At 69.6% G+C, this 12,344-nt stretch carries 14 protein-coding genes; 7 read left to right on the top strand and 7 right to left on the bottom strand.

The window, feature by feature from the left end:
• Positions 1–12 precede the first annotated feature (12 nt).
• Both ACZY1G_RS01305 and ACZY1G_RS01300 read right to left on the bottom strand, forming a co-directional pair.
• The gene (locus ACZY1G_RS01305; RefSeq protein WP_463821370.1) at positions 13–780 is read right to left on the bottom strand and encodes a DAPG hydrolase family protein; all 768 of its coding nucleotides are present in this window, start codon (positions 778–780) and stop codon (positions 13–15) included.
• A complete protein-coding gene (locus tag ACZY1G_RS01300) occupies positions 777–1,349 on the bottom strand; it encodes a TetR/AcrR family transcriptional regulator (protein WP_463813218.1) in 573 nt (190 codons plus the stop codon). Before ACZY1G_RS01300 ends, ACZY1G_RS01305 begins: the two co-directional genes overlap by 4 nt.
• A 201-nt stretch (positions 1,350–1,550) precedes the next feature.
• Between ACZY1G_RS01300 and ACZY1G_RS01295 the strand changes: the two genes are divergently transcribed.
• From ACZY1G_RS01295 to ACZY1G_RS01270, 6 genes are read left to right on the top strand one after another with little or no spacing between them, the layout of a single operon-like run.
• On the top strand, positions 1,551–2,216 hold the full coding sequence (locus tag ACZY1G_RS01295) for an HAD family hydrolase (RefSeq protein WP_463821368.1): 666 nt from the start codon (positions 1,551–1,553) through the stop codon (positions 2,214–2,216).
• 22 nt (positions 2,217–2,238) lie between these two features.
• On the top strand, positions 2,239–3,456 hold the full coding sequence (locus tag ACZY1G_RS01290; RefSeq protein ID WP_463821366.1) for a sedoheptulose 7-phosphate cyclase: 1,218 nt from the start codon (positions 2,239–2,241) through the stop codon (positions 3,454–3,456).
• Positions 3,449–4,246: an O-methyltransferase gene (locus ACZY1G_RS01285; RefSeq protein ID WP_463821364.1), complete on the top strand. Its 798-nt coding sequence runs from the start codon at positions 3,449–3,451 to the stop codon at positions 4,244–4,246. Before ACZY1G_RS01290 ends, ACZY1G_RS01285 begins: the two co-directional genes overlap by 8 nt.
• Positions 4,247–4,256: 10 nt before the next feature.
• Entirely contained in the window at positions 4,257–5,618 is a 1,362-nt protein-coding gene (locus ACZY1G_RS01280; protein ID WP_463813214.1) for an ATP-grasp domain-containing protein, read from the top strand.
• A gap of 1 nt (position 5,619) precedes the next feature.
• Positions 5,620–6,627, top strand: a complete 1,008-nt coding sequence (locus ACZY1G_RS01275) for a D-alanine--D-alanine ligase family protein (protein WP_463813213.1) — start codon at positions 5,620–5,622, stop codon at positions 6,625–6,627.
• Positions 6,624–7,409 (top strand): TauD/TfdA dioxygenase family protein, encoded by a 786-nt coding sequence (locus tag ACZY1G_RS01270; protein WP_463821362.1) that lies wholly within the window; start codon positions 6,624–6,626, stop codon positions 7,407–7,409. The genes ACZY1G_RS01275 and ACZY1G_RS01270 overlap by 4 nt, the downstream gene beginning before the upstream one ends.
• On the opposite strand, the gene ACZY1G_RS01265 is transcribed toward ACZY1G_RS01270, so the two are convergent.
• From ACZY1G_RS01265 to ACZY1G_RS01245, 5 genes are all read right to left on the bottom strand, one after another.
• Positions 7,406–8,065, bottom strand: coding sequence for an O-methyltransferase (locus ACZY1G_RS01265; RefSeq protein ID WP_463821360.1), 660 nt, complete (start codon positions 8,063–8,065; stop codon positions 7,406–7,408). The genes ACZY1G_RS01270 and ACZY1G_RS01265 overlap by 4 nt on opposite strands.
• Positions 8,066–8,092: 27 nt before the next feature.
• Positions 8,093–8,593 carry a TIGR04338 family metallohydrolase gene (locus ACZY1G_RS01260; protein ID WP_463821358.1) on the bottom strand — a complete coding sequence of 167 codons (501 nt, stop codon included), beginning with the start codon at positions 8,591–8,593 and terminating at the stop codon, positions 8,093–8,095.
• A complete protein-coding gene (locus ACZY1G_RS01255) occupies positions 8,590–9,342 on the bottom strand; it encodes a DUF2786 domain-containing protein (RefSeq protein ID WP_463821356.1) in 753 nt (250 codons plus the stop codon). Before ACZY1G_RS01255 ends, ACZY1G_RS01260 begins: the two co-directional genes overlap by 4 nt.
• Before the next feature lie 79 nt (positions 9,343–9,421).
• Complete coding sequence (locus ACZY1G_RS01250; protein WP_463821772.1) at positions 9,422–10,387, bottom strand: alpha/beta hydrolase family protein; 966 nt, start codon at positions 10,385–10,387, stop codon at positions 9,422–9,424.
• A 29-nt stretch (positions 10,388–10,416) separates the two neighbouring features.
• Positions 10,417–11,256, bottom strand: a complete 840-nt coding sequence (locus ACZY1G_RS01245) for an alpha/beta hydrolase (RefSeq protein ID WP_463821354.1) — start codon at positions 11,254–11,256, stop codon at positions 10,417–10,419.
• Between the two features lie 83 nt (positions 11,257–11,339).
• On the opposite strand from ACZY1G_RS01245, the gene ACZY1G_RS01240 reads away from it, so the two are divergent.
• Positions 11,340–12,332: a sigma-70 family RNA polymerase sigma factor gene (locus ACZY1G_RS01240; RefSeq protein WP_463821352.1), complete on the top strand. Its 993-nt coding sequence runs from the start codon at positions 11,340–11,342 to the stop codon at positions 12,330–12,332.
• Positions 12,333–12,344 lie beyond the last annotated feature (12 nt).

The raw sequence follows: 12,344 nt of genomic DNA, 5'->3' as shown, positions 1-12,344 counted from the left end.
ACCCGCGCGGCGTCAGGCGAACCGCTCGTACAGAACGGGGAGGAAGCCGGCGAGGTGGTTCATCTCCTGCGCACAGTGCACCAGCAGGTCCCGCGGGTCAGGCAGCTGCCGGTGTGCGAAGGGCCGAACGGCGTTGTGCACGAGCCTGTTTGCTCGACGCACCTGGACGTGCGGGCCCCCCAGCCAGAACCGCGACCGCATCTCGGCACCGTCGCCGACCGGCCGCACCTGGTGCACCAGCCAGCCGATGTCGACGGGCAGATCGGCAGAACCGAGCCGCGCGCACACCGTCACGGTCGACGGGTCTGCGGACAGGCCCAGCTTCTCGGGGGCGACGAAGCGGATCGCCGCGTGGGCGAACGCCGACCCGAGGTACTCCTCGACCAGAGAGGTCCGCCCGACGTAGCCGCCGTCGCTGCCGCCGTCGGCCCAGCGCGCAGACACGTGCGCACGCGGGTGCCACAGCTTGTACCGACGTCCGTCGCTGCCGTGCCAACCGAACCACCAGTCCCACATCGCCGGGGTCACCCCGGGCATGTCGGTGCGGACCGCGACGCGCAACCCGCCGGTGGGCGAACATCCGTATCCGGTCTCGGTCGCGTGGTACCCCTCGTCGAGAAGCTCTGCCACACCGTCGAAGTCGAGCAGGAGTGGGGCCGCCTGGGGGCCGTGGTGCAGCGCGTCGACGACGTGGCCGGGCAGTGGACTCATCCGCGGATCGAAGAACTCACCCCACGCGGTGTCCGCGTCGTTCGCCCGGTAGCCCAGATAGCCCGTCACCGCACGGAGTCTTCACCCGTTCCGAGCAGCATGTCCACCGCGTCGGCCAACGCGGCGTCGTCAGGTGGCGCTCCGACCATCAGCGACGAGCAGGCGACGGCGCCGGAGAGCATGGACAGCGCCGCGTGCAGCCGTGCCCCGGCGAAGCGCTGCGCCAGGAGCGCCCGCAGGCCGCGCTGAGCCTCGACGGTGATCCGGTCACGTAACAGCGCCGCCTCCGCCCCCGCGGCCCCGTCGGCCAGGCCGCACAGCACCCGGTCCAGGCGCACGTCGGCCAAGGACGCCCGGAACGCCGTCAGTTCGGCGATCAGGTCGGCCCGCAGATCTCCGGTGGGTTGGTGGTGGGGCAGCCGGCCGAGCGCGTCGAGGGCGAGTCGCAGCAGGTCGAGCCGCGATGGCCAATGCGCGTAGAGCGTGGTCTTGGAATAGCCGGCCCGCTCGGCCACCCGGGCGTGGGACAGGTCGTCGAATCCGTCGGATCGCAGTACCTCCAAGGCCGCACGGCCGACATCGGCGCGTGTCCGGGACACCCGCGCGTCCTCGTCTGGGATGTCCGTACTGCTGGGCACGGTGGCACCTTCCGTCGTGGGTGTGTCACCAACGCGTCAGAATCTGAATCGATGGACAGGGTTTTCATTAGTGACTGGTCTGTGTACTAATGAACTGTAGATCCAGAAACGGTCGATCGACAGTCTTTCCTCCGATCAGCGTCCAGCACCGGGCGCCCGGGGAGCCATGCTCGAAACTCTCTCAGCGCGAAGGGAATTCCCATGCCCGCCATACTTTTCGGATCGATCAGCACGCTCGCCGACACCTCGGAACTGCAGCGTCAGGCCTTCAACGACGCATTCGCCCAGCACGGTATGGATTGGAATTGGTCGCAGGACGAGTACCGCAGCATGCTCGGCGGCAACGGCGGTGCGCAGCGTATCGCCGACTTCGCGGCCGAGCGCGGTGACGACGTCGACGCCGCCGCCGTGCACGCCACGAAGTCGCAGCTGTTCCAACAGCTCCTCGCCGACGTCACGCTGATCCTGCGGCCCGGGGTACGCGAGACCATCGAGCACGCCAAGTCGGCGGGATACAAGCTCGGGTTCGTCACCACGACCTCGAAGGCCAACGTCGACGCCCTGCTGGCCGCGCTGGATCCCCAGATCGACGCGTCCACGTTCGACGTGATCGTCTACGACGAGCACGTCGAGGAGACCAAACCCGCACCCGCGGCCTACATCCTGGCGCTGGACTGGCTCGGTCTGGACCCCGCCGATGCCGTCGCGATCGAGGACAACATCGGCGGTGTACGCGCGGCCCGCGCCGCCGGGCTGCGCTGCATCGCCTTCCCCAACGCCAATACCGCCGGCGCCGAGTTCGACGACGCCACCGACACCGCCGACCAACTCGACGCCGACCGCGTCGTCTCCCTGGCCGCCGCCTGAGCACCCGAACGGAAGACCTCCCATGAGCGACCTCACCGCCCGAGTCACCGCCTCCGAGCGCAACTTTCACGTCGAAGGCTACGAGCGCATCTCGTATGACCTCACCTATGTCGACGGCGTCTTCGACGTGACCAACCGGGACCTGGCCGAGGCCTACCTGCCCTACGGCCGCACCCTGATGGTGATCGACGAGGTGGTCTACGACCTCTACCGCGACAGCATCGACGCCTACTTCGCCTACTACGGCATCGATCTGACGGTCATCGGGGTGCACATCCACGAGACCGCGAAGTCACTGGAGACGTTCGAGCGCATCGTCACCGCGTTCGACGAATTCGGTTTGGTGCGAACCGAACCCGTGCTGGTCGTCGGCGGCGGGTTGACCACCGACGTCGCCGGCTTCGCGTGCGCGAGCTACCGCCGCAACACCCCGTACCTGCGCATCCCGACCACGCTGATCGGTCTCATCGACGCGAGCGTGTCGATCAAGGTCGCGGTCAACCACGGGCACCACAAGAACCGGCTCGGCGCTTACCACGCATCACGCCAGGTGTTCCTCGATTTCTCCTTCCTCAAGACACTGCCCGAGGACCAGATCCGCAACGGCATGGCCGAGCTGATCAAGATCTCGGTGGTCGGCAACGCCGAGATCTTCGACATGCTGGAGCGGTTCGGTCCCGAGCTGCTCTCGACCCGCTTCGGCCACCTCGGCGGCGACGAGCGGCTGCGTGCCGTCGCGCACCGGCTGACCTATGAGGCGATCGCCACGATGCTCGAGCTCGAGGCACCCAACCTGCACGAGATCGACCTGGACCGGGTGATCGCGTTCGGGCACACGTGGAGTCCCACACTGGAGCTGACCCCGCCGACCCCGTTCTTCCACGGCCACGCGATCAACATCGACATGGCACTGTCGGTGACGCTCGCCGAGCGGCGCGGATTGCTCACCGCGGGTGAGCGGGACCGGGTGCTGACGACGATGAGCGCGCTCGGGCTATCGCTGGACTCGCCGTACCTGACGCCCGAGCTGCTCGAGACCGCGACAGCGGCGATTCTTCGCACGCGCGACGGCATCCTGCGGGCCGCGGTGCCCGACCCGATCGGCAGCTGCCGCTTCCTCAACGACGTGACCGTCGACGAACTGGTCGACACGCTCACACTGCACAAGAAGCTGTGTTCGGGCCTCGACCGCGGAGGAGACGGCGTCGACGCCTTCACTTACGCCACCGTCGATGCCTGACACGGTCGCCGCACCCCGGCCCGTCACGCCGACATCGATCCTCGCCGCGCAGCTCACCGAGCTGTGTGAGGAGTTGAGCGGCACGCTGGATCACACTGTCCTCGAACGCCTTTCCCGGGCTCGCGATCTGGCGGCGGGGTTGGACCCCTATGTGGCCGCGGCCACCACCGGGGAGTCACCGGCGCTCGCCGAACTGGCCCGCGACACCAGCACCCAGCCGTGGCACGACGGCCTCGAGCAGGAGATGCTGTCCGGGCACGTCGAGGGACAGCTGCTGAAGTTCCTGGTCCGGATGTCTTCGGCGGTGAGGGTCCTCGAAATCGGGATGTTCACGGGGTATTCAGCGTTGGCGATGGCCGAGGCTCTGCCCGACGACGGCACGGTGGTGGCGTGCGAGATCGACGCCGACGCAGCAGCAGTCGCGCAAGCAGGGTTCGGCCGATCCGACGTCGGACATCGCATCCGCATCGAGCTCGGGCCGGCGCTCGACACGCTGCGCCGGCTGGCCGGTGCCGGCGAGGAAGCGTTCGACTTCGTGTTCATCGACGCCGACAAAGGCGGCTACCAGGCATACGTGGATCTGTTGCTGGACTCCACGCTACTGGCCCCCGATGCGGTGATCGCCGTCGACAACACGCTGATGCAGGGTCAACCGTGGACTGCCGTCACCACCGAGAACGGCGCAGCCATTGCCGAATTCACCCGGGCGCTCGCCGCCGACCCCCGGGTCGAGCAGGTGCTGATCCCCGTGCGCGACGGGCTCACGCTGATGCGGCCGCTAGGACGATGATGGTGCCGCGATGACCCTGGCCGCGCACCCCACAGACCGGGCCGCCCCGGCGGGTGCGGTGCGGCGTCACGCCCGACCACGTGACGCCGCCCGCACCCTCTCCGTCCTCGCCGGACTGGCCGCCACCCTGCCCGTCGACGTGGCGATCACCGCCGGTGCGCTGGCTCGCCGCGCTCCCCGCCCGGCGGTGCGCACCGCCGGCACTCGGCGCACGGTGCTCGTCAGCGGCGGCAAGATGACAAAGGCCCTGCACGTGGCGCGGGCGTTCCATCTGGCCGGCCACCGCGTGGTACTCGTCGAGTCGGCCAAGTACCGCCTCACCGGACATCGCTTCTCCCGCGCGGTCGACGCGTTCTACTGCACACCTGAGGCGACCGACCCGCGCTATCCAACGGCGTTGGCGGACATCATCGCTCGCGAAGGTGTCGACGTCTTCGTGCCGGTGTCCAGCCCTGCGGCCAGCGTGCCCGAGGCCGCCGTGCACGACCTCGTCGGCGATCGATGCGAGGTGCTGCACGGCTCGGCCGCGCTGATCGCGACACTGGACGACAAGCGGGACTTCAGCACGCTGTGTTCCTCGCTGGGCCTGTCCGTGCCGGAGTGCCAGCTGATCACCGACGCGACCGACATCGAGCGGTTCGACTTCGTACCGGGCCGGTCGTACGTCCTCAAGCGGCTCGCCTACAACCCGGTCGGCCGCACCGACCTGACCCGGCTCCGGCGTGAGACGCCCGAGCGCAACGCCGAGTTCGCCCGCTCGCTCGGCATCTCACCCAGCGATCCGTGGCTGTTGCAGGAGTACGTCGACGGCCAGGAGTACTGCACGCATGCGACGTTGCGGGGCGGCACCGTCACCGTGTACGGCTGCTGCGAATCCTCGGCGGTGCAGCTGAACTACGGCTTCGCGGACAAACCCGAAATCCGTTCCTGGGTGGAACATTTCGCCGCGGCGACCGGTGTCAGCGGGCAGATCTCGTTCGACTTCATCTCCGGCGCCGACGGCCGGCCCTACGCCATCGAATGCAATCCGCGAACCCACAGCGCGATCACGATGTTCCACGATCATCCGGATGTGGCGCACGCCTACCTCACCGACGGGCATCCGACGATCACCCCGCTGCCCGGCTCGACACCGACCTACTGGATCTACCACGAACTGTGGCGGCTGCTGCGCGGGCCCGACCGGCTGCGTCGCCTGTGGGTGATCGCCCGCGGCCGTGACGCGATCTTCGCGGCGTGGGATCCGCTGCCCTATCTCGGCGTCTACCACCTGCAGATCCCGGCGCTGCTGGTCAGCAATCTGCGTCAGCGCCGCGGGTGGCGCCGCATCGACTTCAACATCGGCAAGCTCGTCGAGAACGGCGGGGATTGAGATGCGCCTCGTTCAACTGGTGGGCTCTCCCGTCGACGAATTCAACGCCGAACTGTCGCGGCTGTATGCGCGCGCCAGCGCCGAGGCGCTCTCGCCCACGCACGAGGTGCGCTTCGCCTACGTAGCCCCCAGCGGGAGCTGGCAGTTCCCCGACGCCCTCGATGCCGGCAGTCTGGCAGCCGCGGAACCGCTGCCACCGACAGCCGGCATCGCACGGCTCGCCGAGATGCGGCCCGATGTCGTTCTACCGCAGATGTTCTGTCTGCCCGGCATGACCTCCTATCGGGCGCTGCTGGACGTGCTCGGCCTGCCCTTCCTGGGCAACACCGCCGAGGTGATGGCCAACACCGCTGACAAGGCGATCGCGCGCGCCCTTGTCGCGGCCCGGGGCGTGGCAGTGCCCGAGGGGCGGCTCGTGACCGAAGCCGACCGGGTGGATCTGCCGCTGCCGCTCGTCGTCAAACCCGCCCGCTCCGACAACTCGGTCGGGGTGTCCCTGGTGACCGAACGCGGCGAGCTCGCCGGCGCCGTCGCCCGGGCCGCCGCGCACAGCGCCGACGTGCTGGCCGAGACCTTCATCCCGCTCGGTCGCGAAGTGCGGTGCGGCGTGCTCGACATCGACGGCCGCCTGGTGTGCCTGCCGCTGGAGGAGTACGCACTCAACGCCCCGATCCGGGTGCCCGCGGACAAGCTGGGCCGCTCCGACGGCGGTGAGCTGCGACTGACGGCGGGCGACGGGGGCCGGGCGTGGATCGTGGCACCCGGGGATCCGGTCGAGGCGGCCGTGTTCGACGCGGCGCGGACGTGCTTCGCGGCGTTGGGTTGCCGGCACTACGGGCTCTTCGACTTCCGCATCGACCCCGACGGCCAGCCGTGGTTCCTGGAGGCGGGACCGTACTGTTCCTTCGCGCCCTCGAGCGTGATCGCGAAGATGGCTGCGGCCCAGGGCTATTCGGTTCTCGAGCTGTTCGACACCCTGTGCGGCGAGGCGAGGATCGCGGCGGCGTGAGTCTCGAGGTGAGCACGCGCGACCCCGTCGGCGCACAGGTGCGCGGGGTGGAGGTGGGACCGTTGAACCCCACCGTCGTCTCACATCTGCGTGCTCTGCTGGCGGTGCACGGCGTGCTCGTGTTGCCCGACCAGCAGGTCGATGACGACGCATTCGTGCAGTTCCTCGAGAGCTTCGGCACCCTGGCGTTCACGACCGGTGAGACACCGGTGCCGGGCGCCCCGCTGCTCAACGTCATCACGAACGTCGGGCGCACCCGCGCGCCCCGCTCGTCGTTCCACGTCGACACCAGCTACCTGCGCACCCCGCCCGCGTACACGGCGCTGCGCGCGGTGACCGTCCCCGAGCGCGGCGGGCAGACGCTGTTCACCAACCAGTACACCGCGTACGCCACGCTGCCGCGTCAGCTGCAGGCGCAGATCCGCAACCGCGTGGTCACCCACGTCGTCACGGGTCTGGAGCTCGACGGGGATGTCGAGACCGAGGCGCGACACCCGCTGGCGATGCGTCACCCGTTGACGGGCCGGACGGCGCTGTACCTGTCGACGCGGGACCGGTGCCGCGCGGTGAGCGGGCTCGCCCCGGAGGCCGCGGCCGCGCTGATCGACGAGTTGCTCACGCATTCCACCCAGCCGGACAACGTCTTTCGGCATGCATGGCGGCCGCACGACGTCGTGATGTGGGACAACCGCTGCGTGATGCACAAGGCCGACCACGACGGCGTCGTCGGCGACCGGGTGATGCACCGGGGCACTGTGCGGGACCGGGCGAGCTGGGGTTAACGCACCACAGCGACCGCGAAGCCGTCCCAGCCTTTTGTGCCGACCGTCTGGATCGCGGCGGTGTCGAGCTGCGGATGCTTGCCCATCATCGTCAGCATGTCCCGCACGGCGCGGGCCTGCAGGTCCTCGGGTCGGGGGTCCAGCACGCGGCCAGACCGGGCGATGTTGTCGACGATGATCACGGTGCCGGGCCGGCTGAGCCGCATCGCCCACTCGACATAGGCGACGTTGTTCTCCTTGTCGGCGTCGATGAACACGAGATCGAACGGCGCCCGGTCGGCCAGCGTCGGCAGGGTGTCCAGCGCCGCGCCCACGATCACCTCCACGCGGTCTGCCACCCCCGCATGCTCGAGGTTGGCCCGCGCCACTTCGGCGTGCGCGGGCTCGAACTCCAGGCTGACGACCGAGCCCTGCGCGCCGACGGCCCGCGCCAGCGCGATCGTGCTGTAGCCCGCGAGCGTGCCGATCTCCAGCACCCGCCTTGCCTGGGCCACCTGGACCCACAGCGACAGCAGGCGCGCATGCTGCGGGGACACCTCGATCGCCGGCATGCCCGCCGCCACCCCCGCCTGACGAGCCGCCCGCAGCGCACCGTCCTCGCTGTGCAGCAGCTCGGTGAACAGTTCGTCGAGAGACACCCAATCCGGATCGGTCACGCCTGCGAACCTACCGCCCCCACCGCCTCAGCCCCGGACACCCTCTTTCGCACCCACGACCCGCAGCACGTGGGCGACCTCGGGACCCATCACCGCGGCGGCCAGCTCACGCAGCGTCGCGACGAACTCCGGGCCGTGGGCGGGCTCGGCGTCGCACAGATGGTGGGCGATCTCGTGCAGCACCACCAATTCCCTCAGAGCCCAACGGGTCCGGTCCTGGTCGTCCTGGACAGGAACCGCGATGATCGCTCCGTCGCGTTCGAAGTGCGCCGCCGTCGCCCCGCGGCGGGGGCGGACCCGCAACGCTCCCGCGCCCGGCCACGCCGCTCGCACCGCGGGCAGCGACAGTACGTCGTCGACGTAGGCCTGCACCGATTCCACCGACGCGAACCGCGCTTCCGGCGGCAGCGTCAACTGCGTGCCGAAGAAATCCACCGCCCGGGTGTTGCGCTCGGCCGCCCGATCGAACATCGTCCGCACGAACTGTTCTGCGGCATAGACTTTCGCGCGCTGGGTGTCCCGGCTCACCTCTCCAGCGCCGTGCGCGCTCTTGCCAGCTCGGTCTCCCCGCCCAGCCTGGCGCGACGCCCCGCCCGGTCACCGGCGCGCCGCGCCGCCGACGAGTAGCCCGCCGTCGCGCTGGTGGCCCGCCACGTGCCGCGCGCCCGCGACGACTGCCGGTAGTAGTCCTTGAGCTCGAGGTCTTTGTCGCGCAACGCGATCGCGGTCCCCGGATTGCTCTCCGGGCCGCGGGTGGCCTCCTGCTGGGCCTGCTCGCGCGCCTCGGCCAGCCGCTGCCCCACCCGTGCCCCGAACGCGAGCTGGAAGTTGATGCGCGCGGTGATGGTCGGCGTCGGGCGGTGCGCGCCGGAGGCGATGTAGTCCTTCGACGCGCGCACCATCTGCAGCACCAGGCTGGTGTACAGCGCATGGGTCGCGTCGATGTCCTCGGCGAAGCCGTAGGCGTAGACGAACGTCGAGTTCGAGGCGATGTCGCACTTGACGTCGTTGGCGGCGGCGATCAGCACGAACAGCTGCACATAGGTGCGCAGCCCCCGGGCTCCGGGCTCTCCGATCGTGATGGTGCGCTGCACCGGCGTCTGCGCCGCGGTCCGCTCGGCGCTGTGCGACCGCGCGACCGCCAGATCGATCGACGTGGCGGTGGCCAACCGCTGCGCGGCGGCCATGAACGCCTCCGCCTCGTGGGTGTTGTCGGTGCCCTCGGCCTGGCGCAGCAGTGCCGCGATCCGGGCCAGCATCTTCTCGTCGGTACTCATGTCTGGAAAACCTAGGCCGGACCGCTGACAGTCATCACCGACCAGTATCGCCCATCCCCACAACCGTTTTCATCCACAGCTAGCGCGTGGCGAAGCTGTCGAGTACGGACACCAGCTGCGGTGAGAGCGGATCCTTCTTCGCGTAGTTGGCGATATTGTCGGTCGGATCGTCACGCAGGACGTGGTTGACACCCTTGAGTTCGGTGACCGTCAGCGCGGTCCGGCTCAGCGCGTCGATCAGCGGCCGGGCGTTGGTGCAGTTGGCCTGGTTGTCGGAGTCCGAGCAGGTGAGCAGCACCGGTGTGCCCGCAGGCACTGCGGCGGCCAGCGCCAGCGGATCGATGCGGTCGGCGTCGATCACCGCCTTGATGTTGCCCGGGTTCACGATCGCGTTCAGCCCGTCCGGCAGTGTGGCGGGCACCGTGCCCTGCGTGCGGATCTGCGCCACCGCGGCCTTCCACGCCGCGACCGTCTCGGGCGAACCGCCCGCCGTGACGCGGGTGGTGATGATGTCGAGATATCGCCCGGGCAGCGGCTGCAACAACCCCAGCGAGTGCACCTTCGGCGCGTCGGGTGCGGTGTCCCCGGCCAGCGTCAGCGCGTGGATGCTGCCCTCCCCCAGCCCGTACACCGACAGCCGGCCCGGATCGGCGTCGGCCTGCCTGGCGAGGAACCGCAGCGCCGCCTTGGCGCCGGTCGTGTAGACGCTGCTGACGACGTCGTCGGGATGGTCCTTGTACGGTCCGATCCCGGTCCTGCCGGTGCCCACCTTGTCGTAGCGCAGCGTCGCGACGCCGCGCTCGGAGAGCAGCTCGGCCAGCTGCCGCATGTTGCCGATGGGGCCGGCGACCTGGTTGTCGCCGTTGCGGTCGGTGTTGCCGCTCTCCGATATCAGCAGCGCCGCGGGTCCCTTCTCCTCACCGCTGCGGTGCCGGTAGGTGCCGTAGATCGTCAGCCCGTCGGCGTCGAAAGACACGTCCTCGTCGACCCACGCCGGCGCGGGAGCGTCGGACTTCGACGAGCACGCCGGGGCGCACAGCAGCATCGCGCCCAGCAGCAGCGCAACCACCCGCCTCACAGCTGCGACTCGATCCAGGTGGTCACGTCGTCGAGCACCAGCGCCTTTTCCGGCTCGTTGAACACCTCGTGATAGAGCCCCGGGTACTCCTTGAGGTGCACGTCGGCCGAGCCCACACACTCGACCAGCGTCCTGCTGCCCTGTACCGGAATGAGGCGGTCGGCGTCGCCGTGCACCACGAGAAGCGGCGCGGTGATCGCGGCGGCCCGCCGGGGCATCGTCTCCCCTACGAGGATCAACGCACGGCCGATGCCCGCGGGCAGCCGGCCGTGGTGGACCAGCGGGTCGGCCTCGTAGGCGGCGACGACGTCGGGGTCGCGCGACACCGCGTCGGCGGGCAGCTTCTCCACCGGCAGCCCGGGCGCGAGCCGGCCCAGCAGCTTGGCCGCCGCCACCTTGGCCGCGGGCAGTACGGACTGGGCGGCGACGGCGGGTCCGGAGAGCACCATGGCGGTGTAGTCGTCAGGATGCTCGACGCCGTAGCTGAACACGATCCCACCGCCCATGCTGTGGCCCAGCACGATGCGCGGCAGGCCGGGATGTTCGGTGCCGGCGATCCCGACCAGCGTGTGGAAGTCGGCGGTGTATTCGGACATGTCGTGCAGCAGCACCCGCTTGCCTCCGGAGCGGCCGTGCCCGCGGTGGTCCAGCGCGTAGGTCAGCAGCCCGGCCTCGCCGAACCGGGCCGCCACGTGGTCGTAGCGACGGGCGTGTTCGGCGTATCCGTGGGCGAGGATCACCACACCGCGGGGAGTCCGGTCTGGCGTCCACGTGTCGTAGACGATGCGCACGCCACCGACTCCGTCGAAGCTGCGTTCGGTTCTCGTCACGGGCATGCACGGCAGACTAGCGAGCGCCCGCTGCCCCGGCAGCCGAGCATGGCTGACTTCGTCGGTGGCACTCATTAAGCTCGGGCACCGTGACCGTGTTGGCTGTCGATGACAGCAGCGCCGAGAACGCCTTTCTCGCCGATGCCCAGCGGTACCGGCGTGAGCTGCTCGCGCACTGCTACCGGATGACCGGCTCGCTGCATGACGCCGAGGACCTGGTCCAGGAGACGTACCTGCGGGCGTGGAAGGCCTACAAGAACTTCGAAGGCAAATCGTCGGTGCGCACGTGGCTGTACCGCATCGCGACCAACACCTGCCTGACCGCCCTGGAGGGCCGCAACCGCCGGCCGCTGCCCAGCGGGCTGGGCCAGCCGGCGTCCGACCCGCTCGGCGAGTTGCACGAGCGCCACGAGATCGCCTGGCTCGAGCCGCTGCCCGACGCACCGGGGGCCGACCCGTCGGACCCCTCGGTCATCGTCGAATCCCGCGAATCCGTGCGGCTGGCGTTCATCGCGGCGCTGCAGCACCTGCCGGCCCGGCAGCGCGCGGTCCTGGTGCTGCGCGAGGTGCTGCAGTGGCGGGCGGCCGAGGTCGCCGACGCGATCGGGGTGTCGACCGCGGCGGTCAACAGCCTGTTGCAGCGCGCCCGGGCACAGCTCGACGAGGTCGCCCCCGCGCGGGACGACGCAGCGCTGCCGCCCGACTCCCCGCAGACGGCCGACCTGCTCGACCGCTACATCTCGGCGTTCGAGACCTATGACATCGACCGGCTGGTGGAGTTGTTCACCGCCGATGCCGTGTGGGAGATGCCGCCCTTCGACGGCTGGTACGACGGTCCGGCCGACATCGTCGCGCTGTCGAAGTTCCACTGCCCCGCCGAGGGGCCGGGCGACATGCGGTTCCTGCGCACCACGGCCAACGGTCAACCGGTCGCGGCGCTGTACATGCGCAATCCGCAGACCGGTGTGCACGAGGCGTTCCAGCTGCACGTGCTCGATGCGCGCACCGCCGGGATCTCGCATGTTGTGGCGTTCATGGAGACATCGCTGTTCGAGCGTTTCGGTCTGCCGCCACAGCTGTAGAAAAAAGCAACC

The sequence above is a fragment of the Mycobacterium sp. IDUB_5 genome, assembly GCF_055419565.1.
The sequence above is the reverse complement of the archived record's forward strand: the minus strand, read 5'-3'. Positions and strand labels throughout refer to the sequence as shown.